This window comes from Sphingobacterium sp. NGMCC 1.201703 (assembly GCF_047784615.1).
In the GTDB taxonomy this organism is placed as follows: Bacteria; Bacteroidota; Bacteroidia; order Sphingobacteriales; family Sphingobacteriaceae; genus Sphingobacterium.
In genome coordinates this window covers 549,936-575,295 of sequence record NZ_JBLOHD010000004.1, presented here as the reverse complement: position 1 = coordinate 575,295, position 25,360 = coordinate 549,936, and the positions used below count along the sequence as shown (strand labels likewise).

At 41.0% G+C, this 25,360-nt stretch carries 15 protein-coding genes; 8 read left to right on the top strand and 7 right to left on the bottom strand.

Features of this window, described 5'->3' with window-relative positions:
* The first annotated feature begins 23 nt into the window (after positions 1–23).
* On the top strand, positions 24–1,508 hold the full coding sequence (locus ACK8HY_RS10760; RefSeq protein WP_416133633.1) for a RagB/SusD family nutrient uptake outer membrane protein: 1,485 nt from the start codon (positions 24–26) through the stop codon (positions 1,506–1,508).
* A gap of 204 nt (positions 1,509–1,712) precedes the next feature.
* Here the strand turns inward: ACK8HY_RS10760 and ACK8HY_RS10755 are convergent, their stop codons facing one another.
* Both ACK8HY_RS10755 and ACK8HY_RS10750 read right to left on the bottom strand, forming a co-directional pair.
* Positions 1,713–2,894 carry a PepSY-associated TM helix domain-containing protein gene (locus ACK8HY_RS10755; protein ID WP_416133632.1) on the bottom strand — a complete coding sequence of 394 codons (1,182 nt, stop codon included), beginning with the start codon at positions 2,892–2,894 and terminating at the stop codon, positions 1,713–1,715.
* On the bottom strand, positions 2,895–5,225 hold the full coding sequence (locus tag ACK8HY_RS10750; RefSeq protein WP_416133631.1) for a TonB-dependent receptor: 2,331 nt from the start codon (positions 5,223–5,225) through the stop codon (positions 2,895–2,897).
* A 303-nt stretch (positions 5,226–5,528) separates the two neighbouring features.
* Between ACK8HY_RS10750 and ACK8HY_RS10745 the strand changes: the two genes are divergently transcribed.
* Positions 5,529–6,434, top strand: a complete 906-nt coding sequence (locus ACK8HY_RS10745; RefSeq protein ID WP_416133630.1) for a glycerophosphodiester phosphodiesterase family protein — start codon at positions 5,529–5,531, stop codon at positions 6,432–6,434.
* On the opposite strand, the gene ACK8HY_RS10740 is transcribed toward ACK8HY_RS10745, so the two are convergent.
* The 5 genes from ACK8HY_RS10740 to ACK8HY_RS10720 form a co-directional block, all read right to left on the bottom strand.
* Positions 6,431–6,856, bottom strand: coding sequence for a tetratricopeptide repeat protein (locus ACK8HY_RS10740; protein ID WP_077438726.1), 426 nt, complete (start codon positions 6,854–6,856; stop codon positions 6,431–6,433). The two genes, ACK8HY_RS10745 and ACK8HY_RS10740, sit on opposite strands and share 4 nt — an antisense overlap.
* Positions 6,857–6,959: 103 nt before the next feature.
* The gene (locus tag ACK8HY_RS10735) at positions 6,960–8,507 is read right to left on the bottom strand and encodes a SusD/RagB family nutrient-binding outer membrane lipoprotein (RefSeq protein ID WP_416133629.1); all 1,548 of its coding nucleotides are present in this window, start codon (positions 8,505–8,507) and stop codon (positions 6,960–6,962) included.
* Between the two features lie 4 nt (positions 8,508–8,511).
* On the bottom strand, positions 8,512–11,694 hold the full coding sequence (locus ACK8HY_RS10730; RefSeq protein WP_416133628.1) for a SusC/RagA family TonB-linked outer membrane protein: 3,183 nt from the start codon (positions 11,692–11,694) through the stop codon (positions 8,512–8,514).
* 578 nt (positions 11,695–12,272) lie between these two features.
* Complete coding sequence (locus ACK8HY_RS10725) at positions 12,273–13,802, bottom strand: sulfatase (protein ID WP_416133627.1); 1,530 nt, start codon at positions 13,800–13,802, stop codon at positions 12,273–12,275.
* A 144-nt stretch (positions 13,803–13,946) separates the two neighbouring features.
* Complete coding sequence (locus ACK8HY_RS10720; protein WP_077438786.1) at positions 13,947–14,675, bottom strand: FadR/GntR family transcriptional regulator; 729 nt, start codon at positions 14,673–14,675, stop codon at positions 13,947–13,949.
* 147 nt (positions 14,676–14,822) lie between these two features.
* Here ACK8HY_RS10720 and ACK8HY_RS10715 point away from each other — a divergent pair, with 147 nt between their 5' ends.
* The 6 genes from ACK8HY_RS10715 to ACK8HY_RS10690 all read left to right on the top strand — a co-directional run bounded on the left by ACK8HY_RS10715 (position 14,823) and on the right by ACK8HY_RS10690 (position 25,329).
* Positions 14,823–18,131 carry a SusC/RagA family TonB-linked outer membrane protein gene (locus ACK8HY_RS10715; RefSeq protein WP_416133626.1) on the top strand — a complete coding sequence of 1,103 codons (3,309 nt, stop codon included), beginning with the start codon at positions 14,823–14,825 and terminating at the stop codon, positions 18,129–18,131.
* 10 nt (positions 18,132–18,141) lie between these two features.
* Entirely contained in the window at positions 18,142–19,707 is a 1,566-nt protein-coding gene (locus ACK8HY_RS10710; RefSeq protein WP_416133625.1) for a RagB/SusD family nutrient uptake outer membrane protein, read from the top strand.
* Between the two features lie 77 nt (positions 19,708–19,784).
* Entirely contained in the window at positions 19,785–20,705 is a 921-nt protein-coding gene (locus tag ACK8HY_RS10705; protein WP_077438732.1) for a dihydrodipicolinate synthase family protein, read from the top strand.
* An 88-nt stretch (positions 20,706–20,793) separates the two neighbouring features.
* Positions 20,794–21,933, top strand: a complete 1,140-nt coding sequence (locus tag ACK8HY_RS10700) for a hypothetical protein (protein WP_416133624.1) — start codon at positions 20,794–20,796, stop codon at positions 21,931–21,933.
* Positions 21,934–21,958: 25 nt separating this feature from the next.
* The gene (locus tag ACK8HY_RS10695; protein ID WP_416133623.1) at positions 21,959–23,194 is read left to right on the top strand and encodes an MFS transporter; all 1,236 of its coding nucleotides are present in this window, start codon (positions 21,959–21,961) and stop codon (positions 23,192–23,194) included.
* A gap of 29 nt (positions 23,195–23,223) precedes the next feature.
* On the top strand, positions 23,224–25,329 hold the full coding sequence (locus ACK8HY_RS10690; RefSeq protein WP_416133622.1) for a GDSL-type esterase/lipase family protein: 2,106 nt from the start codon (positions 23,224–23,226) through the stop codon (positions 25,327–25,329).
* The last annotated feature ends 31 nt before the right edge of the window (positions 25,330–25,360 follow it).

Genomic DNA, 25,360 nt, shown 5'->3' with positions numbered 1-25,360 from the left:
AGCTGAAAAATTAAATGAAAATCATGAAACTAAAAATTACATCTATACTTATAGCCTTATCCTTGGCGAATACATCGTGTAAGGATATTCTGGAGACCAGCCCGACTACCTCTGTATCAGAAGAAGAGGTCTTTAAAAATACGGATAATGTCGCAACCGTTATTAACGGTACTTGGAAATATTTGAATGATACCTATTTTACCTATGCGAATCCGGGCTATACTTCAATCATGCGTACAAGTGACGCTATGGGAAGTGATGTTGCCGTGACGACAAAATATGGTTATCGGGATGCTTATGCATTTACCGAGTTAACAAATAATCGTTCGAACCGTGTCAATTCCTTTTGGATTATGTTGTATAAAGTGATTGATAATATGAATAATGTCATTGCGAAGGTCGATGGTGCGGCCGGATCAATGGAAGCTAAAGGGGTTTTAAAAGGAAGAGCACATGCATTACGTGCATTTGCTTATCTGAATTTGGCGACCTATTATCAATTTAGTTATTTAAAGGATAAAGCGGCTAAATCAGTGCCTATTTATACCGAACCCAGTACCATTGCAACTCAGGGAAAACCCCGGGCAACACAAGAGGAGGTTTATAAGCTTATCGTGAGTGACCTGAATGCGAGTGAAAAGTTGTTAGCATCAGCGGGTATAGGTGAGAAATTCGATATAAACATTAATGTCGTCAATGGTTTGCTGGCGCGGACTTATCTACAAACAGGCGAGTGGAAATTAGCCGCGGCATATGCAGAAAAGGCTGCTAAAGATTATGAGTTAATGAACGCATCCGAATATCAAGCGGGATTTAATGACTTGGCAAATAGAGAGTGGATTTGGGGACATAAGCAAACGAATGAGCAGAGCGTCGCAAGTTACACCTTCCACTACCTGGATGTGTCTTCAGCAGGATCTTATTACTATAGTTTTATGGCTGATCCGTATTTTAAAAATTTGTTTGATAGCAACGATGTGAGATATTCACTATTTGAATGGGATAATCTGCCGGGTAGAGAAGGTTTTCTGCGGTATAAAAAGTTTAAATTTAAATCTAATTTGATCGGTGATATTGTATATATGCGCGCTTCGGAGATGGTATTGATTGAAGCGGAAGGTTATGCGAGGGCCGGAGAAAAAGATAGGGCAATAGCGCTATTGAATAAATTGCGTACAGCTAGAAATGCAAAATTATTTACTGGAAATGATGTTGATCAATTAATTGCAGAAATTCTTATTGAAAGACGCAAGGAACTATGGGGAGAAGGATTTGCATTATCCGATATTCTTCGTACGCAGGGTAAGGTGGCTCGGAAGTCGTATGTTGACGCCGATGGAAAACCTATCCAAGTAGAGATTGTCGGTGCTGACGGTAAACCTAAACTGGTCAATGCTCAAGGTCATCGTGTTATTAAATTTCCTGATGGATCGGCTTTTGTTCAAAACAGCTCATATTACTTATTTTCTATCCCTTACGAAGAGACTGTAAGAAATCCGAATCTCTAGTCTTATTCTTTTGGTTTTTATTGCTCAAAGAAAGCCAGTACGTTTATGTACTGGCTTTCTTTTTCTGTGTAAAAACGAATTAGAATTATGAGACTAAATTTTAGGCAGGTCATTGGTTTTTATGCAGTGGGCATGAATGTTGTACTTTTCCACATTATGTTGATAACTGTGTTGATAAACTGTTTAAAAGGAAATGTCCTGTTATTAACAGTACTTATTAACATTATGTTGATAACCCTTCTTTTTCTTTGTCTTCTTGCTTTTGTTCAACCAGATAATATACCCTGTAATTGGCAGGGAAGCACAAAAAAGACTGGCGATAAAAGCGATAATCTTTGTTCCCATGCCGCCAATACTACCTGTATGGATATCATAATTGAGCGATCCAAGTTTATCTCCGAATCGCAAGTCGTCACCGGTTTTGATCTGTTTTAAATTAGCTTGTTTTCGGTCAAAATATAGCCAGTCAAAGATACCGCTCCGTTTTTCGTACCTTCTGATCTGGATATCTATTTCTGGTTCGGTCTCTTTTTTCAGTCGGATGGAAAGCATTTCGGCCTGCGGATAATTTTTGAGGCTATAGTGCAGTGCATTGTCCTGAAATTTTTCATAAGTCAAAGGGATCGGTGTCGGGACAGGTAGCTTTGTAGATGTCGCTTCCTGTTGAAAAAGATTAAATGTAGCGACATAGGACTTTTTAAAAGTAGGGAATGCAAAGGCCAGGCCCGTCACAGCAAAGGCTAGTCCAAACAATAGACTATAGAAGCCAATGACATTGTGCAGATCGTGGTTTAGTCGCTTCCATTTCACTTTCGTATCCAGCCAAAAGCTCCTGCGCAAATGTTTGCCTTTCCATTTTTTCGGCCACCACAATACGATCCCGCTCAATAGAATGACCATAAATAGCGCTGTAGACCAACTTACCAAGGCATGTCCGTATTTTTTTCCCAGCAACAAGTTAAGATGGAGTTGTAAGACCAGTTGGAAAAACTCTGTCTTTGTATTTTCAACCTGTTGTATCTTTCCTGTATAGGGATTAATAAATACCCTTTTATAATAGCGAAAGTAATTCCAATGGCCGAAGGCTGTTTCATCTGTTTTCATGGCACGAAATACCCAGGTACGATCTTTTGCCGGATAGAGGTCTATACGGGAGATTTTCTGTCCCTCCTCCAGACTTTGCTGTGCATTGTTCAGTAAGGTACTTAAAGGAAGTGGGGGCGAGGCGCTATGAACAGGGGCTGTGAAATACTTTTCAGGATAAGCCCATAGTTTGAGCTCATCCTGGAAGGTGTATATACATCCTGTTATACTTAAAATAAATACTATAATGCCAGTGATTATCCCGAGCCATTTATGCAGCCAAAGTATGCTAGATTTGAGCATTTAAAATTTATAATTGATATTAAAGGAAGCCATCATTCCCTGGCCTTTGACGTAATCCTCATTTAGCGCGCGGTACTGACTGACGACAGGGTAATAATTTTTATTGAACAGGTTTTCGATACCCAGTCCCAATGACCATTGTCTATTGATTTGGTAATTACCGTTTAGATTGAATAAATCGACAGATTTAACCGGCCCCTCACTGTTTTTGTAAATACCTTTTTCGTTTGGCATAAAACGGTCGCGGGAGCCGGTATGCACCCAAAACAATTGAAAGGTCAATGGCTTTATTGGTGTATAATAGATGTATCCCGTTGCTTTAATCGGAGCAATGCGTGATCCATTAAGGTAGGACTTTGTGCCGTCTTCTTTCTTCGATTTTCCCTCAACATAGGCATATGTCCCACCTATTGTGAGTTGAGGGCTGATATTTGCGCTTAAGGCCACTTCATATCCATAGACATCTTCGGGAAGTCGTTGTGGCATCAGATAACCACCAATGTCTACCAGTTCCACGCCCATTTTTGAGGTACTATAGTAATAGGAAGCAGATAGTTGGAAAATACTGTAGTTGCTGGAAAACCCGATTTCATAATTATTGGTAATGATGGGATCCGTTTTCAGACTGTCCAAGTCGTTGTCGGTCGCCCTGCGCACGATACGTCCGAGTTCGTTGATTGCAAAACCCTGTGAAAAGCTTATAAAGGGATTGAAGAATGCATATTTATTGTAGCGAAGGCCGGCATTGAACGTGGCTCCTTTATACGGTATTTCACCGCCTTTGACAGCAATACTACCTTCATTATTCGGCCCTGTAGCAATGGTGTTGAAATCTTTGATTTTGACGGTTGCATTTTCATAACGGACGCCACCTTTGAAAATTAAATTTTCGAGGAAATCAATCTTTACTTGTGCGTAAGGCGCTACATTGAGCATATTCATATAAGGGATATACACCCTGCCGTCCGTCAGGTTTTGATCCGTGACATCATTCAGGAGATCAAGTCCATAAGTGACATCTGCATTGGAACCAAATACTTGAAAAGGCGTATTGAGGTTGATACGTAATCCTTTTTTCTCGGAGTTGATCTGTGTTTGACCAGGACCATACCATGCCGATGCTTTTTCGACATAACGATTCATGGATCGAAAGGTATTGTAATAGGCCGAAGCAACGAGGGAGGTGGAGGCAAATAGATTATTTTTGGTATACGTCAGCATCGCATTGTGGTTGTACGGTGTGCCGGCAGGTTTGCCGGGGTCATCCCCTTTTACCCCGATAGTGGGGGATTGTCCATAGATACCCGTTTGGTTGATATACCGGTTGTGCTGGTTGCTGCGATAAAAGTTATATACAGCGGATAGATTGGAACTGCTATCAATCGTATAACCGAGCTTGAGGAATGCATTGTATTGATAGGTATTTGAAAGACCATCGGCCTGGCCGAGTGCTACCCCATCGCCATCGCGTTGGAGCCCTACATAGTCTACTGATCCACTAAGGGTGTAGTCCCAGCTGTTTTTTCGGCCGTACAATGTTTGGGCAGCACGATAACCCAGTGTTCCGGCACTGTTGATTGGATTGAAGGTTGTCCGCAGGCTGGTAATTCCTTGCATGGGGGCTGAATCTTTTGCCGGATTGCGTGTGATGTAGTTGATAATCCCACCCGCGGAGCCATTTCCATAGATGGAGGTAGCTCCTTTGATAACTTCTACCCGTTCAATGACACTTGGATCAATGGTGCGCAGATCGCGTTGGCCGTTCATTAATGGTGTGGATTGTGGAATACCGTCTATTAAAACCAGTACTGATCGTCCCCGTAAGGTCTGACCCGAATTAGTCGCTTTATTGGTAGCTGTCCCCAGCCCGGGAATTGTATTGCCAAGTATTGTGGAAAGATTGGTACTGATCTGACTCTGTGCCTCGATCTCCTTTGTAGTTAAGATCGATACAGAAGAGGGGACTGTCGATATACTTTCGGCCTTACGACCGGCGGTGACAATAATTTCGTCTAAAGTCTGTGTTGCGTTTAACTGAAATAAGAGCGGGCCGCTGAGTGTATCTAAACGCACTGTTTTTTCAAGAGGAGAAAAACCGGTATAGGAAACACGAAATTGAAGCGGCGTGTCCGTTGGTACTTTACTGAGCTGAAATAGCCCGCGCTGATCAGAGTATCCGATGTTTTTTCCATTGAGTTTGATATTAGCCTGAGCGACGGGTTTATTTTCTGTATTTTTTACAAGGAGAGTGAATTCTTGTGCATGTAACTGCGTCCCGGGGAGGACGAGGGTTGCTGCTGCGAACATCATATAGCGTGTTCTTTCTTTCATGGTAGTTTATTTAGATCAAATATAAATTGATGCAAATATAGAATATTTATACTTTTTCGGCTTAAAAAAGAGCGCTTTTTTATCCAATTTTTTTGATCTATTTTGATTACTCTCGCAAAATCCATATTGACAAGGCGAAAAGCCTTGCGGAGTGTCTTTGTTGATGGCTAACAATTTTAAGAATATGTTGAACTGATGTTTTTTATACCAATGGCAAGAATAGAAAAATACATATTTTGTTTACGATTTATTGATATAGGATAGCTATTTTAGCAATTGATATTTCCATAATTAAATAGGTAGATGACTGCTTCAGATCACAATGGTTTACGGTTGAAAACGATTTCTGTATTTCTAATATTATTTTTTTTCGGTTTCTTAGATAGCCGTGCTTTTGCCCAAAGTAAACACTGGCTGAATTTTGAATCCGCAGAAGCGATGCGTGCATACTTTAAGTATGCTGAAGGAAAGAAAATTATAAGCGGTCACCGCGGGACGATAGAAGATGGTCTTCCTGAAAATTCGATAGCGGCATTTGAAGCCGTGTTACGTAAAACTCCAGCAATTTTTGAAATAGATCCTCGCTATACGAAAGATAGTGTTGCGGTATTGCTGCATGATGCAAACTTGGAGCGGGTGACCAACGGGATCGGTCGGGTATCGGATTATACCTGGACTGAATTGCGTAAACTTCGTCTGAAAGACCATGCAGGAAATATTACTAAATATCCTATAAATACCCTAGATGAAGTTATTGAATGGGCGAAAGGGAAAACCATTTTAAATCTTGATAAGAAAGATCTACCGCTGTCGGCAACCGCAGCTATATTGCGAAAGCATAATGCGTATAGTTGGGTTTGGGTAACTGTACATAACGTTGAGCAGGCAGCCTACTATTTGGCTCAACATCCGGATCAGTATATGTCCATGCATATCAAAGATCAGTCTGCCTTAGCTAAATTTAAAGATTCGGGATTGCCTTATGACCGAATGATTGTCTACATAGGGCCTGAGCTGAAAGAGTCGAATACGGAAATGTACCACTTTTTTAATGCAAAGGGAGTCATGTGCATGATCTCCTCGGCGTCTACTTACGATAAGCTCCCAGAAAAGGATGAGCGTCGGAAAAAATATAGGGCGATATTCGCCCAGGGTGCATCTATTCTTGAATCTGATTTACCAATGGAGGTGGCAGATGCCATTGATTAATCCAATTCGACGTTATCAGCCAGAAAATTAAAATATTTTGGTGATTCCTCTTCAAAAATTTCCTTTCCTTCCATCATATAGGCGCGAAGAAGGTATTCTTGTGCAGATTCGGTATTAGCTGTTTCCAGGTAACACTGTCCTAATCGTAGCATGATAAAAGGATTTTCATAGGCATTTTCGATGATATTGCCTTTGGCATTTTCAAAGTGTAGAAGGGCATTTTCAAAATCGTCCTGCAAGAAATATGCATCACCTATCGATGCTTCTAGCCAGAGGCTTTCGGGGTGGACGTTTTGTGGAGCAGGGACGAGATTGAGCGCTTCTGTCCATACTCTGATCGCTTCAGGAAAATTCTCTTCATCACAATAGGCATTTCCTTCTTCACTCAGTTGGTCGATTTTATCTAATGTTTGATCATCCATGGCATTCTTTCTTAATGGTCTTCTACGAAGTTAGGAAATAATTGAAAAAAAAAACACCTGAAATCTTAAACTTCAGGTGTTCAAAGGGGTAGAAAATACTTTTTTATTTATTCCACCATACTTTGGTGTTGATCACATCATCTCCTTGTTGTGCAAGGGCTGCTTGATAATTTGCTTTATTGGTACTTTGCTCTTTCAATGGATACAACAAACGACTTGGTATCGCATCACCAACTTCGGGATTAAAGGTATAGGTGACCGGTTTGCCGTCTATAGTTCCGCTCCAGGTAATATCTCCTTTTTTGATAAGAAATAATGGATAGCCGGTTCTTCTAATCTCAGACCAGGCTTCGATACTCTGATTGAAAAGTGCTAGATATTTCTGAGACAGTATATTTTCTTTGCTGGCTGGCGGAAGTTTGCTAATATAGCTATTAATATCTTCTTGCGATACCCCCCACTTTTCTAGCGAAGCGCGAGTTCCTTTCTCATAATTAGTTTGATCCCAATTGTTATTTTCTGCCAAGAGGAATGCTACTTCAGCGTATTCCAGAAGAACTTCGCCATAGTCAGCCGCGTTGATGGCGTCACTTGGTAAAGATATTTTATCCACAGGGAATAGATTTCCGGCGGCTAAAGGAAGCCCATACGGCTGGCCGAAATAGGCATTTCCTGAGGATGTAGGTTTTGCGAATTTAGACAAGCGAGGATCTGCAATTTTAAAGGGGCCACGTGTACCCTGCAGGGCTTCTATAAGTACATTTGAAACGGCGAAATCTTTTCGGTTGGCTGTCACTGTGGCCCGGAATAGTGGTGCTTCATTGGGTGGAGTTTTAGAATATTTAAATACAGCATTATCGCTGTTAGCGGTAAATACGCCTTTCTTTATCGCATCGGCAATATGCGTTGCTGCCAATGCAGCATCTTTTGCCTTAATGCGATTGGCTATCCGTAACCGTAGTGAATTGGCAAATTTTGCCCAGCTGGCATTGGATCCCTTATAGATAATATCAGCGGCGCCAAATGTGGTTGCTGTTGTATATTTCGTTAGGGTATCAGCCGCTTGTTGCAGTTCGTTTAGAATATCTTTATAGATTTTTTCCTGACTTGCATATTTAGGCGTTAAGTTGTCTGGGTCCTGTTGCAGGGCTTCAAAATCAGCATCTTTATTTCCGTAAGACTCATAGGGAATATTACCAAAAACATCGGTTAATGATTGAAAAGCATAAGATTTAAGAATTCTTGCAATCGCAATCTGATTAGCGTTGGTGCCAGCTGTTCCTGCTGCTGCGATCGCTTTGGTGCTTTCATTTGTATTGAGTTTGATAATATCATTTAAGTTGTTCAATGCTTTGTAAGTTGCCGTCCAGTAGTTGTCGGAATAACTCGTCGGTATTTGATAACGTGATTGATCAGTGTAAATATTTTGGGCAAAATATTGTGAAAATAATTGCGCTCCACGTAAACTGACCTCTTCGCTTCGTAAGGCATTAAGCAATTGCTTTTCGGCAGTTACCAAGATTGTCGGTGTTGTAACGGTGGCAGGGCGATTAGGGTCGGTATTAATATCAGCAAACTTGGACTTGGAACAAGAAGATGCAACAAGGGAAATACCGATTACTGTTGTATATAGTATATTTAATATTTTCATTTTTTTAAAATTTAAGATTCACATTAAAACCATAGGTAACAGGTAATGGAATAGCACCGCCTTCGATACCCTGTACGTTACCGCCACTGGAGGTGAATTCAGGATCAATGTATTTACTCTTGGTATAGATATTCCAAAGGTTACGGCCATAAACATTAACACCAATATTTTTAATGACCTTGGTATTGACTAATTTGAAATTATAGCCCAGTGTTACTTCTCTCAGTTTAACATAAGTGGCATCAAAAATGGAAAATGCAGTCGGACCATTGTATTCATTTCGCGCCCATTGCTGTGCAGTGATATTTGTTGTATTTTGTACAGTATTTTTCACTTCGTAAGTTCCGTCACTATGAAAGGTGACATCTCCTTTGACCCCGTCAAGGACAACTCCGGTTTCACGAATATTATTGGCCGCGGTTTTGTCCAGAATACCAGAATACATGCCGACTTTATAAGTTTGGGAGAAGAAGTTGCCACCGACACGACCTGAGACCAAAAATCCCAAGCTAAAGTTCTTGTAGCGGAAGCTATTTTGAAAACCAAAGGTGAAATCAGGAAGAATAGATCCCAGGGGTACCAATTGGGAGGTTTTCATGTAAGTTCCATCCGCCTGAACAACGCGTTGTCCATCTGCCGCATATACAAAGTCATAGCCTAAAAATTGTCCATAGGACTCGCCTTCACGTGCGACTAATTCAACTAACGAATTACTTAGACTCAATGTATTTACCTGATCGTCTAATTTGATCACTTTGTTTTTGTTTTTGGCCCAGTTTATTGTAGCGTCCCAAGTAAAGTTTTCATTTTTGATAGGCGTACCATTAAGAACAATTTCGAGACCTTTGTTATTAATTTTTCCAGCATTGAATACTTTGCTTGCGTATCCAAAAGACGAGGAAACAGGAACAGGAAGGATTTGATTTCTAGAATTATTGTTGTAGTAGGTTATATCAAATCCTAAGCGATTTTTGAACAATTGCACGTTCAGACCTGTTTCCCAAGAACTGGTGATTTCAGGTTTTAAATTAGCATTTGGTTTAATACTCGGGAGGCCATATGAAGCTTGCCCTTCATACGATTGCTCGGGTTCATAGACCTTATACAGTTGATAAGGATCTGTGTCATTCCCGACTTGGGCCCATCCTAAGCGTATTTTTCCGAAACTTAGCCAATCTAATTGTTTGAATGCTTCTAATTGACTAAAGACAAAACTACCTGTTAGGGAAGGATATATAAAAGAGTTGTTATCTGTTGGTAATGTTGAAGACCAGTCATTACGCACTGTTCCATCTAAGTAAAGCAAATCATTATATCCTAAAGAAAAGCTTCCATAAACAGATGCAATGCGTCTGTGATATTTAAAGTTGTCAATTTTGACTGCATTGGCATTTTTTAGATTGTAATAATTTGGAATAATTAGACCTCCTTGTGTAATAGCATAATCTTGCTTGCGCTGCTGGTCACGAAGATTGGCTCCGATATTTCCAATAAGTGAGAATTTATCCCAGCTTTTTTTTGCTGTAGCTAAAAATTCATAATTATATTCGTTCAGTTTATTGCTTGTCTCTTCATATTGTGAAGTGCTGCGAGAATATACAGCGATACGGTCCTGAGATTGGAACGAATAAATGTCGCCATGTACTTTAGCTCCTAAAGAAAGCCAGCTATTCAAGTCATATTGTAAGCCAATATTTCCATAAAAGCGGTCTCTATTATCTTCCATATAAGACTCGTAAGCAGACCAATAGGGGTTATCGATAAAGCGCGTTGCTTCTGCTGTAGGTGTATTTTGCCATCCAGTACGGTTCCATGCTAATGGAGTTCCATCCTCGCGTTTGTAATTTTCCAATATCTTATAATCCACTTGTACTGCTCCCCATTGAAACGCCTCGAGAATAATATTTCTATTGGATGCACCTGTCCATGGACGGCCTACGGATGCGTTACGGATATAGTTGAAATTAGAATTGATTTTCAATTTGCCCAGTTGTGTTCCTCCGGAAAAGTTAAACGTATTACGACCTAAACTAGAATTCGGAGTTGTTCCTTTTACATTTTTGTTCGTGTAGGAAAATCGGTAATTTGTATTTCCACTATTGCCGGCGATAGCAAAATTATTGGTATTGGCTACGCCAGTCCGAAAGAAATAACTGACATCATTTTTGGGATAAAGCCAAGGTGAAGGTTTGAGGTAATTTGCCGCGTCTTCGGGATTGAGATTATACCACTGGAGGACAGGTGTTCCATCCAATTTTGGCCCCCAGCTTTCATCTGCAGCATAATCTACGATTTTGTACTCTGTACCATTGATATTTTGCGTTTGGAAAGCAGTAGAGTAACCCTGACCGTATAAATGTTGTCTTTTTGGAAGTCGGACAATATTCTCAAAATCAACACCAGTGTTTAAAGAAATATCTATCTTTTCCCCCTTTGATGCACGCTTTGTGGTAATTAATATAACACCATTAGCGGCTCTCGAACCATACAAGGCAGCAGCCGACGGACCTTTTAATACGGAGATGTTATCGATATCGTCAGGATTGATATCTTGTATCATATTACCGACGTCTTTGCCTGCGCTTCCGTTTATGGTAGATGACGAGTTTAAATCGGTGTTATCAATTGGAGTACCATCAACAACATACAACGGTTGGTTATTTCCCGCAATTGAATTGATACCCCGAAGCAAAACATGGTTGGATCCGCCCATATTTCCTCCTGAAGTAGTCACTTGAAGACCTGCTACTTTTCCAGAAAGTGCACTAAGGGCATTCGTAGGACGTGTTTGAAGTTCAACAGATTTGACTTCTTGGACTGCATATCCTAAAGATTTCTTTTCGCGCGAAATACCCAGGGCGGTTACAACAACTTCATCCAATTGGGAACTCGTAGGAGAAAGTTGAATTGTGGTAAGTCCGCTGGGATTGGTTTGGACAGTTTTGGAATCAAAACCAATATATTGAACTTGGATACTGATAGAATTACCATTTGATGGCAATTCAAATAGGCCATTTACATCCGTTTGTACCTGTTTTTTACTTGTTATCTCTGTAATCGTTGCACCCTGGATGGGGGCGTTGTTGTTGTCGACTACTTTTCCTTTTATGGTGGATTGTGCGTAGAGCGTGCCCGTGCTTAAGCAAAGCGCTGCCAGTACGACAAAATCTATGTTGTTTTTTGCCATATTAATTTGGTAATAATAATGAGTGGATCTTTGTGTTTGTGGTTATAGGAGATTGTTTGGATTTATCTGAAAAACATCTCCTAGAAGCATTCGTTTTACAGGTATATGTATTGCACTGATTTTCATGTGTTAAAAAATGTTAATGCAAATATATAAAATCCACCTGATAACTATACTTTATTTTTTATTTTTTTGTAATTCTTTGGTCAGAATGCTCAGAATAAACATCTTGGCCAGTGAGATGGTTATAGTAAATGCAATGGAATAGAGACTAAATAGGTTTACAGCAAAGTAAATTCATTGGCTTGATGGAATTACTCCTATTGAATACTTACAAGGCACCGTTGTCGTATAGATACAGTATAGATTAAGTATTCATGAAGTATCACTATGGGTATATAAGTTGATGCATATGCCGTACTTTCTTGTTGCTGCACAACTGTTTATTTTATAAGGTCGAGACTAGGAATAATCAACGAACAATACAGCGGAAGAGGGAATTTCCTTGTGGATTAATAAGTATGAAGGCTTGAAATAACACAGGGTATCTCGTTTATGGATACCCTGTGTTTCTTTTATCAGTCAATGTCTACCTTATAAATTGTTTCAGCTTCTTTATCATCAAATTGCCGGATTTGTTTCATAAGTTTCTGTTTCATTCGGGTAACTATACGTTGATAGGTGGGATCTTTATAAACATTTTGAAGTTCATTCGGATCTTTTTGGAGGTCGAAGAGTTCCCAGCTTTCGACACGTTTATAATATCGGATCAGCTTGTAGCGATCATCTTTGACACCGAAATGGGGGCTCACCGCATGTTCTCCATTTTCAAAATAATGATAATATAGATCCTTGCGATGTTCTTCTTTTGTGTTTTTTAGTACATGAACGAATGATTTTCCCTGCATATCACTAGGCTTTTTGATCTTTGCCAACTCGAGGAGAGTGGGCGCTATATCAGCGTTCACCAACTTTGCCCCGATTGTTGTTGCGGGTTTAATCAACGGAGGATAACGCATTAACATGGGGGTCCGGAAAGACTCTTCATACATCCAGCGCTTATCAAACCAACCATGTTCGCCCATATAGAAGCCCTGATCCGAAAGATAGATCACGATGGTATTTTGGATGAGTGATTTCTGATCCAGATAGTCCAATACTTTGCCTATGTTGCGATCCATTGACTGTGCGGTATTGAGATAATCGATCATATAGCGTCTAAACTTCCACTCCGCAAGCTGTTTTCCAGTCAATTTACTGTTTCTGAGCTGTTCGTAGATTGGTCGATAATAGGCAATATAGCGATCTTTTTGCTCTTGGTTCATTCGTTTGAAATTTCCATCGTTCATCATATCTTCCAATGAGTTGAACATTTTGAGGTCATAGGCCATCTTCATATCTTTGTCAATGGACATTTCCTGTAAAGCGGCAGCTTGTCTGCTTTGATAATTATCGTAAAATGTTGATGGAATAGTAAAATTCATCGAATCATAGGCGCCAAAATCCTTGGGGTCGGGCATCCATGTACGATGAGTAGCTTTATGGCCGATGACCAGGCAGAAGGGTTTACTGGAATCTAGCGTATCCAGCCAATTGATCGATTTTTCCGTCACAATATCCGAAACATACCCTTCCGTGCGCTTGCGCCCTTGTTTGCTGATGAAATCTGGATTGAAGTAGGTGCCTTGCCCCACGAGAATATCATAATAATTGAACCCTTGAAGCTTTTCTCCCAAATGAATCTTGCCGACCCAGGCTGTTTGATAACCCACTTGTTGTAACTGTTTGACAAATAAATCTTGATTGAAGTCAAATTCGGAAGTTTCATTGTCCTTAAATCCATTCTTGTGGCTATACTTGCCCGTCAACAGTGTGGCTCTGGCAGGACCACAAATGGAGTTGTTCACATAGGCATGGTTGAAAATTGCCCCTTCAGTCGCAATACGGTCAATGTGCGGCGTTTTGGCATAAGTTGATCCATAGGCGCTAATGGTCTGATAGGCGTGGTCATCAGATATAATAATGATGATGTTGGGCCTTTTCTGCGCTGAAGAATATTTATATAATGACAGCGTAATTAATGCGAATAAGAGTGTCTTCAGTTTCACTAACAGATCTATTAAGGTTAGGGTTAAATTATAAAGTTAATGATTATTATGTGTTACATAAAATAGTTTAAAGGGAAAGTTATAGCACATGAAAAAGTTTGTTGACATTTTACCCTTATTTCCAAAAGATAAAAATAAGTGTAGTTATCCAACAGATTTCTTATATAAAAAAAGTCTTTGATAGTGATTATCCAGATGCTTACGCATCGCATTGCGAAAGACCTCAGCGTTGCCAACTTTTAATATATCTACTAATCCACGATGGGAGATAAAACTTTTTGATTCGCTAGGACTGGTTAATAAGCCACTAATGTGTACATATTGAAAAACAGGTAATAACATGTTTTGGAAATCTTTGAGAATAGTATTACCAGTTATTTCGTAAAGTTTTCCATGGAAGGCAACTTCTGTTTCAATATCAAAAATTGTATTGTCTGAATTAACAGGCTCTTTTGCGACAATAGCTTCCAGTTCTTCGATATCTTTTTCCTCTATATGTTCAAATAATATATCTGCCATACCGACTTCCAATACCATACGCATCTCAAAAAGATCTTGTAAGGTCTTATTTTCCATAATTGTCGGGTAGAGTGATTTCCGCAAAGGTTTTATAAGATCAGGGCTTGTAAGTACTGCGCCTCGATGTTTCTTTGATTCAACTAAGCCCACCATGCGTAATCTCAACATCGCCTCACGAACAACCGTACGGCTTACACCAAGTGTTTCTGCTAATTCTATTTCTTTGGGTAATGCATCCCCAACCTTCAGCCCTTGATTGACAAACAGATTGATGATTTCTTTTTCTGCACGGTCTACCAATGAAGAGGTATCGAGGGTATTAAGATGTTCTATTAACGAAGAGTTTGATTCCATATATATTCCCATGGCGCATTGGACGCCTTTAGACAAAGATAATTAATAAAAGTTAATAATATGTTATACATAAGTTTATAAAAATTTGTTTTTAATATTTTTTAATCTATATATTTGTATATATGTAATACTTAATACAAAACCAATATGTATTCAAACCTAAAATTACGATCTCTTTTAGCCTTGTCTATATTGACAGGTAATCTGCTTCTGGCACAAGCCCAAGACCACGCGGTAAAGGGGAGAATTACCGATGCAAAGACTGGGGAACTTTTGGGGCAAGTCACCGTAAGAGTCAAAGGATCAGGTCAATCCTTACAAACAAATGCCGATGGAACGTTCACTGTGAGTACAAGTCCGAACACGGTTCTGGTCATTACATCAACAGGATACAAGCCTTTTGAAGTGAAAGTCGGACAGACAAATTTATTGGACATAAAATTAGAACCCAGTACAGAGCAGATGGACGAAGTCGTCGTGGTGGGCTATGGTAAAATAAAAAAATCCAATTTGACCGGTTCCGTAAGTAGGCTCGATAAGAAGGTGCTAGAGACTGGCGTTCGTTCCAATCCTGCCGCTGCTTTAGCAGGTACCGTACCTGGTATCAGGGTGCAACAAACTTCCGGAAGACCCGGGGCTGTTCCTAAGATTGTCTTACGTGGTGGGACTGATTATGATGGTAGCGGTACTCCTTTGGTTATCGTCGATGGTATCATCAGGGATGGATTTAATGATATCAACCAAAATGACATAGAATCAATAGATGTGCTCAAAGATGCCTCGGCTACTGCCATCTATGGCGCAAGAGCTTCTAATGGTGTAATTCTTATCACAACAAAACGTGGAAAAGAAGGCGTGTCCAATATCGTTGTTCAGTCGAAAATCGGTATCAATAAATTGAATAATCCTTTTAATTTCCTAAACGCCAAAGATTATTTATACTGGTCAAGAAAAGGGGTGCAAACTTCTGGAATCTACCAGCCAAATCAGTTGAATCAGTTGTCAGCTGTGGGGCCTTTTGGAACAGGCAACAAATTTAAGGATGACCAGGGAAATTATCTTGATGGTAATGTCAGCAGTAACGCTGTGTGGAGCACCATGTATCTGGATGATAGTAATCGTGAATTGCTGCAGCAGGGATGGCAGACAATGAATGATCCCATAACAGGTAAAGAATTGATTTTTAAAGATTTTGATTATGAAGATTATGCATTACGGAATAATAGTCTAACGCAGGATTACAATGTTGCTTTACAGGGGGGAACACAAAAGGGAAGTTACTATGCCAGTGTAGGAAAATATAATGAGAAAGGATTGCCCATCAATACTTTTTATGACAGGACCACCTTTGTTTTAAATGGCGACTACAAAATTAAACCTTGGTTGCAATCTAATTCGAATGTGAATTTCTCCTATACCAAATGGCGAGATGCAATCAATGGCGAAGGAAATTATATGACGAGAGCCTTGGGGGCGCCACCAACGATGCGCGGTACTAATATGACTGGGGACCTGCTGGTGGGACGTGATTGGCAGGATGGTAATCCGCTCGTCAATGATGACAAATTTATTCGCAAGAATATCAATCAAAAACTAACCCTGGGACAGGCTTTCACAATAGATTTTTTGGATAATCTGAGCTTAAGGGTCAGCGGCAACTGGTTTTTTAACCAAGAAACAAATGAGTCGTTTAACCGCGATTATCTGGCAAGCCCTGGGAATTACGTTAGAACCCGTAATTCGGGCGCATCTTATTACAAAAACTTTAATCAAACCTACAATGCCGTATTGAACTACAATACAAGCATTGGTGAAGACCACCATATCAACGCGATGTTGGGTTCTGAATTTTTTGATTCCTATCGCACAAGTTTCTCCGCTTCGGGGACTGGCGCACCCACAGATGATTTTATGGATTTGGGATTGACCAGTCCGGACGCGAATAAGCGAAGCATTGATTCTTATCATGATCGTCAGCGTATCACCTCTTTTTTTGGCCGTGTCAATTACGATTATCAACAAAAATACCTGATGACATTAACCGCTCGCCGCGATGGATATTCCACCCTTTTGAAAAACCGTTGGGGAACATTTCCGGGAATTTCTGTCGGCTGGAATTTGCATAATGAAGAATTTCTTAAAGATTATATAGGTTCGGGCAACTCCGTCAATACGTTGAAATTAAAAGCGAGCTATGGTGAAAATGGGAATGTCGATGCTGTATTCAAAGGCCAGACTACAAGAGATTCGTATATTTTACAAGGCGCTTATGGAAGTTCAAAATACGATGGTGCAGTAGGTTATACAATGACATCTTTGTCCATTCCTAATCTGAAATGGGAAAGCTTGAAGACGAAAGAGATTGGTTTGGAGACCAGATTGTTTAACCGCTTGGATCTGAGCTTAGCCTATTACCATAGAACAACAAAGGATAAAATTGCGACATTGACCCTGCCGCAATCGGCAGGTTTCCGGACAATTCGGACCAATAATGGAGATATGTCCAACCAAGGTGTTGAGGTGGATTTAAATTACCAAATACTACGCAACAAAGATTGGAATTTGAGCTTTAACTGGAATACTGCGTATAATAAAAATAAAGTACTAAAACTTCCTTACAATGGTGTGGCTAATAATCGTCAGGGAGGAATCCAGGTTTACGATCCCGGTTCAAAGGAATTGATTTGGGTAGGTGGAACCCAGGAAGGTCAAGATCCGAACGTTGCTTATGCTTACGAAGCCGTTGGAATCATCCGGACCCAAGCAGATTTAGACCGGTATGCTGGTCAATTGAAAGATTTGATCGGAGCGAGAACACTGGTTCACCCGGATGCCTTTAATGGGCTACCAGAGGATCAGAAGAAATTGTATTATCCGCTCGCTTTGGGCGATGTCATGTGGAAAGATGTCAATGGCGATGGAATAATCAATTCGTATGACCGTGTATATATGGGAAATACTGTTCCACGTTGGACGGGTGGTTTTGGAACAACATTAAACTATAAGGACTTTAGCCTATATACAAGACTGGATTATGCATTGGGTTTTGTCGCTTATGATGGGCCTAGAGCCTGGTTTTTGGGCATGATGCAAGGTACCTTTAATACAACCGATGCAGTTTTCGATACCTGGACTGCGGAAAACCCAAATGCTAAATATCCAACCTACTATTGGGCAGATCAGCTATTTAAGAACAACACCAGCCGTGAGAGCAGTATGTTTTACAATAAGGGGGATTATCTGGCACTACGTGAAATTTCTTTGGGATATAAACTGCCAAATAGCATTGCCCAAAGAATCAAAATGGAGGGCATGCGCATTTCACTGACAGGTCAAAATCTTCATTATTGGACAAAGAATACTTTGTTCTCAGCTGAAAGCGGTAGAGTAGAGCAAAACAGTGGTGGATATCCTCTCCCTAAGACGTTTATTTTTAACCTTCAATTAACCTTTTAATCGTTAAATTATGAAAAAGATATTTGTTTATTGCTGTGTAATCATTGCGGTTTTTACATCTTGCAAAGAAATTGATCTGGAAATTACGCCGGAAGACTATTTTGCAAGTGGAAGTTTCTGGAAAAATAATGACCAGGTTGCTGGAGCGATGTTGGGGCTACATAGTCAATTACGTAGCCAACAGCAGAACTTATGGAGCCTGGGCGAACTGCGGGCTGGAACATTACGGGATGGTACCAGTTTTACCGGAACCGCATCCCTGAACTCTGCGGGGATAATTACACAAGATATTCGGGAAAGCGCACCAGGCATAACCGGATGGGCGGGCTTGTACGGCACCATATTCCAGGTCAACAATTTTATCTACCAGGTTGAGAAAGCGGATTATTTGACCGATGCTCAAAAAGGGTATTACTTGGGGCAGGCTTATGGGCTGCGGGCATTTTACTATTTTTATCTGTTCAGAACCTTTGGACGGGTACCATTAGTGACGGAACCTCAAGCTGCGGTAAATACGCCAACTTCCGCCGACCAGGCCTATAAAGCGAGAACTGATACCGAAAAAGAGACTTTTGATTTTATCAAATCAGAGATAGATAAATCTGAGAAATCATTTTCGGGAAATTATGAGACAAAAAATCAGAAAGCGCAATGGTCTTTGGCCGCAACAAAAATGTTAAAAACGGAGGTTTATCTGTGGTCTGCAAAAGTGAACATAGATGAACAATCTCCCAAAAATACCAACGCAGATTTGCAGTTGGCGAAAGCTGCCGTAGAAGAAGTAATTCCTAAATATAATCTGGTCAATAATTTTGCTGAGCAGTTTAAGTCCGCCAGCATGCCAACGATGAAGGGGAATGCGGAAATGATTTTTGTCATCCGCTATTTAAATGGTGAGGCTACTTCCTTTTTTAATAACTTTATTTATGCCGCCAGTGATGATATTACCGGGTACATGGACGATAATGGCCAAGTGATTCCTAAAGATCCACTGCAAACGGGATCTACGGGATTAATCCGCTACGAGTATAAAATGGATTTGTACCGATTATTTGAAAAAGGGGATACCAGAGCCAATGCTAGTTTTTTAAACTTTAATAAGGGAAACACATCCGCTGTTGTCTTTAGAAAGTTCCTGGGTACCTTAATTGATGGGGTACGTAACTATTCGGATGACTATCCTATTTATCGTGCGGCAGAAGCGTATTTATTATTGGCAGAGATCAAGAATAAATTGGGTGAGGATCCTACCGCCGAAATTATGGCTGTTCGAAACCGTGCGTATGGTGGGCAAGCTCCATTGTTTCACAATGGAAGCTTTGAAGCTAACGAGATCGCGATTCTCTACGAGCGTACAAAGGAGTTTGTGTCCGAAGGTAAGCGATGGTTTGATTTAAGGAGAATGCAGGATGGAAATGGCTTGCCACTGGTGTTTCGTAAAAATCTGAATTTGGTCGGAGTTTTGGATAACAATGATGCACAAAAACATAAAATTTTGTGGCCGATCGATTTACAGACTTTGACAGAAGATCCCCAATTAAATGATCAGCAAAACCCTGGATATAAAGGAACTTAAACCAATAATGGCCTATCTCAATTTTAAACAGGTAAATTGAAAGAAGGTATTTTTCAACTATTCACATAAATTATCATATGCTAAATCAAAAAATATCGGGATTAATTGCGGCGCCATTTACTCCTTTTGACGAAAACGGTGAACTGAATCTCGAGTTGATTCCATCCTATTATGAAATGCTAAAGAGAAATAGGGTGTCGGGTGCCTTTATTTGTGGCTCGACCGGAGAGGGCGTATCGCTGACATTTGATGAAAAAGTCGCGGTGATGACGGCTTGGGCCAAACTGACAAAGAAAGACCCGGCATTTACATTAATGATGCTCTTAGGGGGAACAAACATCAAAGAATGTCAACAATTGGCAAAACTTGCGGAGCAGGCAGGCGTAGATGTCGTGTCTTTTACTTCACCGTCATATTTTAAACCTGCAAATGTAGATCAGTTGGCAAAGTGCTGTATAGAAATCGCCCGTGCGGCACCCAATACAGCTTTCTATTATTATCATATTCCCGTATTGACAGGTGGAAATTTTCAAATGATCGACCTATTGAAAAAAGTGGATGGCGTAATACCCAATTTCAGGGGAATTAAATATACACATGAAGATTTCATGGACTTTCTGAGCTGTATGAATTACGCTAATCGAAAATACGATATGCTTTGGGGGAGAGATGAAAATATGCTGTCCGCCTTGGTATTGGGTAATACTGGCGCTGTAGGGAGTACTTATAATTATGCAGCTCCTTTATACCTGGACTTGATCGAAGCGTATAATGAAGGGGATTTTGAAAAGGCCAATTCCTTACAGCAGCAATCAATTGATATGATCAGATTGTTAGGTAAGTATGGCGGTATTTCGGTAGGAAAGGCATATATGAAATTAATCGGTTTAAATTGTGGCGAATTTCGCTTGCCCGTAAAAAATATGTCTGCCGAACAATTTGAAGTTTTTAAAACGGATGTGGACAAGGTTGGTTTTCAGGAGTTTTGTGTGCATTAATACAAATAAGAATTTCATCATGGGAATATAGGTTTCCCATGATGAAATTACAAGGAATAGCTAACGAGATATTCGAGAATGAATAATTATGACGAAACAAAATTGGATGGGAATCTTCGTGGGAATACTGTTTGCAAGTAGTGTTAATGGACAGGTAGGCCGTTTGGAATGGCATAATTCTATTGAATTGCCGATGATGCAAAATGGGAAGCCTTCCATTGGGGTTGCTGGTCCAATTGTCGGTCTCACTAACGGTTATTTACTCATTGGCGGAGGAGCTAATTTTCCGGATTTACCGCCTTGGGAAGGCGGTGTGAAAAAGATCCAAAAGGAGGTGTTTGTTTATTCAAGAGATGGCGAGGCACTTCATCTGGTGGCACGAGATACGATTGCGGAGGCTGTTGCGTATGGTGGAAATTTGAGCTTGCCTAACGGGCTGTTTGTTATTGGTGGTGAAGCGGAAGAAGGGAAGACAAGTGCTTGTCGCATGATTCAATACGATAGTTATACCAAGAAAATAACAGCTTTGAGGTATCCAGATCTTCCGTTTCAATTATCCAATATGGGGGCGACACACATCGGGAATAAACTCTTTGTTGTGGGCGGTGAATGTCAAGACGGTGTTTCAGACCAGGTATTGCAACTTGATCTGGAGAATCTTGCCCAAGGATGGATACGGGTCGGATCACTACCTTACGCAGTCTCACATTTACAATTGCTTACGGACAAATCCAATAATCTAATCGCCGTAGGAGGAAGGAAGGCTAACAAGGATGCTGTCTCTACATTGTATCAAGAGGTACTGAAATCTTCGGATGGTGGGAGGCACTGGGAAAAGCTAACAGAGATCCCTTTTAAGGCCGCAGCTGCTGTTGCCTGTATTTTGCCGGACGATGGATTATGGCTGCTAAGCGCAGACCGTGGAACTACTTTTCATCGTGTTGAGACTTTAATCTTTGAAGCCAAGCACGCATCTGATCGACAGGAAGCAAAGCGGTTGACCCAGGCTAAAAATCAACTGCAGCGAAATCACCCCGGATTTGGACGGGAGATCTGGCGTTATGATCTGAGCTATGAAAAATGGAAGAAGACCGGGGAGCTTCCTTCCAGTGCTCCGGTGACAACAACAGCTGTTGTATGGGATGATATGATTGTCTTACCGAGTGGTGAAGTTAAAGCTGGTGTTCGATCCCCAAAGATTTTACTGGCTAATTTTTTCGAGAAATAGGATAAAAAACAGAATATAGACCAATATGATATCTTCCTTACAACATAAATCTTTTTATCCCTGGCTGGTAGTAGCCCTACTTTGGGGGGTAGCCTTATTGAATTACATGGACCGTCAAATGCTGTCGACCATGCGCGACGCCATGCAAATTGATATCCCTGTATTGCAAAGTGCCGAAACTTTTGGTGTGCTAATGGCAGTTTTTCTTTATATCTACGGCATAATGAGCCCTGTAGCGGGTATCGTCGCTGATCGTAGCAATAGAAAATGGCTGATCGTAGGAAGTCTGTTTGTCTGGTCTGCAGTAACTTATGGAATGGGGATGGCAAATGACTATTCTACGTTATTGGTATTAAGGGCTATTATGGGATTTAGTGAAGCCTTATATATTCCTACTGCGCTTTCGTTGATCGCAGATTATCATACGGGGAAAAATCGCTCACTTGCTATTGGTCTGCACATGACAGGATTATATACTGGTCAGGCATTGGGGGGCTTTGGGGCAACATTGGCTGCGACGAAGGGATGGCATACCGCCTTTCATTGGTTTGGAATTGTAGGAATTTGCTATGCCTTGGTTCTCGCGCTGTTACTCTTGGAGAAAAGGAATGAACCCGCTGCGGAAGAGGTAAATTTGAAAGGCCAATTGTCTCTGCGTAAAAGCCTATTACTGATTTTCTCCAATGTGGCATTTTGGATTCTCTTGTTTTATTTCGCCGCGCCAAGTTTGCCGGGATGGGCCATAAAAAATTGGCTACCGACTTTATTTGCGGACAGCCTGGACATACCAATGGCCAGTGCAGGCCCTTTATCGACGATTACGATTGCGATATCATCCTTTATCGGCGTAATTGTAGGCGGAATAGTGAGTGACCGATGGGTGCAAAAGCATATTCGGGGCCGCATCTATACCAGCGCTATTGGTCTTGGGTTAACCATTCCCGCTTTGGTGCTTTTGGGTGTCGGGCAGACACTGCCCGCCGTATTGGGGGCCGCAATTTGTTTTGGAATTGGTTTCGGGATATTCGATGCAAACAATATGCCTATTCTTTGTCAGATCGTGCCGAACAACTTGCGTGCAACAGCTTATGGGTTCATGAATATGGTAGGTGTATTTGCCGGTGCGGCGATAACCCAATGGTTGGGCAAGTTTAAAGATGAAGGGCACTTTGGACTGGGCTTCGCGGTGCTAGGCGGAGCAGTATTAATCGCTCTTTTATTGCAGCTGCTATTGCTGAAACCGAAAGAGACGGAGGAATAATGATTTCCTTAATATATCAGGCAATGAAGATGAAATCTATAATTGGGTCGATCGCCAATCGCATGCTGAAAAAGCTGATGTTTTTTTTAAGTTTGATTGTTCCTTTTTCAAGCGCTCTGGGACAAGTACCTATTAAGGTCGCTTGTATCGGTAACTCCATAACCTTTGGCTATGGTCTCGTTCATCCGGCACAGGATTCTTATCCCGTTCAACTCCAAGCCCTGCTGGGACAGGAGTTTGAGGTGCGTAATTTTGGTCATTCGGGGGCTACACTATTGCGTAAAGGGCATAGACCGTATGATAAAACGCCTGAATACCGAAAGGCATTGGCTTTTAAACCCGATGTTACCATTATCCATCTGGGACTCAATGATACAGATCCAAGAAATTGGCCGAATTATAGAAATTCATTTTCATCGGATTATGCAGCATTGATTGACTCCATACGGGCTGTAAACCCAGAGATGCAGATTTATATATGTCGGTTGACACCGATTTTTAGTGGCCATCCGCGTTTCCTATCCGGGACACGTGAGTGGTATGATCAAATTCAGGCACTTTTACCACAGATAGCGGCGAGTAATCAGGTGGGATTGATTGATCTCCATACGCCGCTTCATACTCGAATTGATTTGTTTGATGATTATTTGCATCCAAATCGACAAGGGGCAGCAATAATCGCAAGACAGGTAGCTAATGTATTAAGCCCCCTTAAACAGGACTTGCAAGTGGCTGAAACGCTCGGGTCGGATATGGTACTCCAACGTGACTGGGAAAATAGTATCCATGGTAAGGGGACTGCTGCTGCTGAGGTAAAAATTGTATTTAATAAAATGACTTTTAAGACCATCGTGCGTCTTGATGGCTCGTGGGCAGTCAAACTTCCCAAGATGATGGCCGGGGGGCCTTACGATATCCTGATACACTCGGGTAATAAAAAAATAGAATTAAAAAATATCCTCTTTGGCGATGTATATCTTGCTTCTGGACAATCGAACATGGCTTTTGAACTTCGTAGAGCCACAAAAGGTGAACAGTTAATCAAAGATGCAGCTGGCTTAAAGAATCTACGCCTTTTTAAATGCCGCAATTTAGCTGAAACCAACGCGGTTGCGTGGGATACCGCTACCTTAAAAAAAGTCAACGACTTACTGTATTTTGACGGTGCTTGGAATGTGGCTACATCAGATGAAGCGGCAGGGTTTTCCGCTGTAGCCTATTCTTTCGCTGAACAAATCGCTAGAGAACAACATATTCCTATTGGTATTATTGATTTATCCGTGGGTGGATCTAATACGGAATCATGGATTGACCGCAAGTCTTTAGAAAACGACGATCTGCTGGCCTCTTATATCCACAATTGGCGGAAATCAGATTTTCTGCAGGACTTTTGTCGGGAGCGCGCCAGTCAAAATTTGCTTCATTCAACAATAAGGAACCAACGCCACCCTTATCAGCCGGCCTACAATTTTGAAGCAGGAGTCAATAAATGGCTGGATACAGGTTTGAAAGCGATACTTTGGTACCAAGGTGAAAGCAATACCCATAACATAGAACTTCATGAGCGCCTTTTCAAAACATTGGTGTCTTCCTGGCGAAAAAATTTCAATCAGCATCTGCCGTTCTATTTTGTTCAGCTGACGAGTTTGGATAGACCTTCATGGGGTGACTTTAGAAACTCGCAACGCTTATTGGAGAAACAGATTGAAGATACCCATATGGCAGTAACATTTGATCTCGGTGATTCTTTGGATGTACATCCGCACGAAAAGTTATTGGTAGGCCAGCGTCTGGCCAACTTGGTGAGTAAATATGTATATGGAGCATCGTTGAATGCGAATCATCCGGAGCCCGTAAGATGCAAGGTCCAAGCGGATAAGCTGTTATTGACATTCGATCATTCTGCCCGATTAAAAGTAAAGGGCAACGGCCCTCTAAAAGGTTTTCAATTGATGGACAATAGGGGCAGAATATTCGAAGCTAACGCTAGTATCGTATCGGGCAATGTCGTCGAGATCCGAAAACCAACGGTAGATCTGATCAGACTGCTGTATGGATACGAACCTTTCAGCCGGGCAAATCTTCAGAATGAAATTGGTACACCAGTGTCCACCTTTGATTTGAGCATAAAGTAAACCTAAACGAATTGATGTAAAAACTGGAAAA

Coding starts and splice junctions, on each gene's coding strand:
- ACK8HY_RS10750 (WP_416133631.1), bottom strand. CDS start 5,225: ATGAAAGAAAGAACACGCTATATGATGTTCGCAGCAGCAACCCTCGTC.
- ACK8HY_RS10730 (WP_416133628.1), bottom strand. CDS start 11,694: ATGGCAAAAAACAACATAGATTTTGTCGTACTGGCAGCGCTTTGCTTA.
- ACK8HY_RS10700 (WP_416133624.1), top strand. CDS start 20,794: ATGACGAAACAAAATTGGATGGGAATCTTCGTGGGAATACTGTTTGCA.
- ACK8HY_RS10745 (WP_416133630.1), top strand. CDS start 5,529: ATGACTGCTTCAGATCACAATGGTTTACGGTTGAAAACGATTTCTGTA.
- ACK8HY_RS10735 (WP_416133629.1), bottom strand. CDS start 8,507: ATGAAAATATTAAATATACTATATACAACAGTAATCGGTATTTCCCTT.
- ACK8HY_RS10755 (WP_416133632.1), bottom strand. CDS start 2,894: ATGCTCAAATCTAGCATACTTTGGCTGCATAAATGGCTCGGGATAATC.
- ACK8HY_RS10760 (WP_416133633.1), top strand. CDS start 24: ATGAAACTAAAAATTACATCTATACTTATAGCCTTATCCTTGGCGAAT.
- ACK8HY_RS10715 (WP_416133626.1), top strand. CDS start 14,823: ATGTATTCAAACCTAAAATTACGATCTCTTTTAGCCTTGTCTATATTG.
- ACK8HY_RS10695 (WP_416133623.1), top strand. CDS start 21,959: ATGATATCTTCCTTACAACATAAATCTTTTTATCCCTGGCTGGTAGTA.
- ACK8HY_RS10740 (WP_077438726.1), bottom strand. CDS start 6,856: ATGGATGATCAAACATTAGATAAAATCGACCAACTGAGTGAAGAAGGA.
- ACK8HY_RS10705 (WP_077438732.1), top strand. CDS start 19,785: ATGCTAAATCAAAAAATATCGGGATTAATTGCGGCGCCATTTACTCCT.
- ACK8HY_RS10690 (WP_416133622.1), top strand. CDS start 23,224: ATGAAATCTATAATTGGGTCGATCGCCAATCGCATGCTGAAAAAGCTG.
- ACK8HY_RS10720 (WP_077438786.1), bottom strand. CDS start 14,675: ATGGAATCAAACTCTTCGTTAATAGAACATCTTAATACCCTCGATACC.
- ACK8HY_RS10710 (WP_416133625.1), top strand. CDS start 18,142: ATGAAAAAGATATTTGTTTATTGCTGTGTAATCATTGCGGTTTTTACA.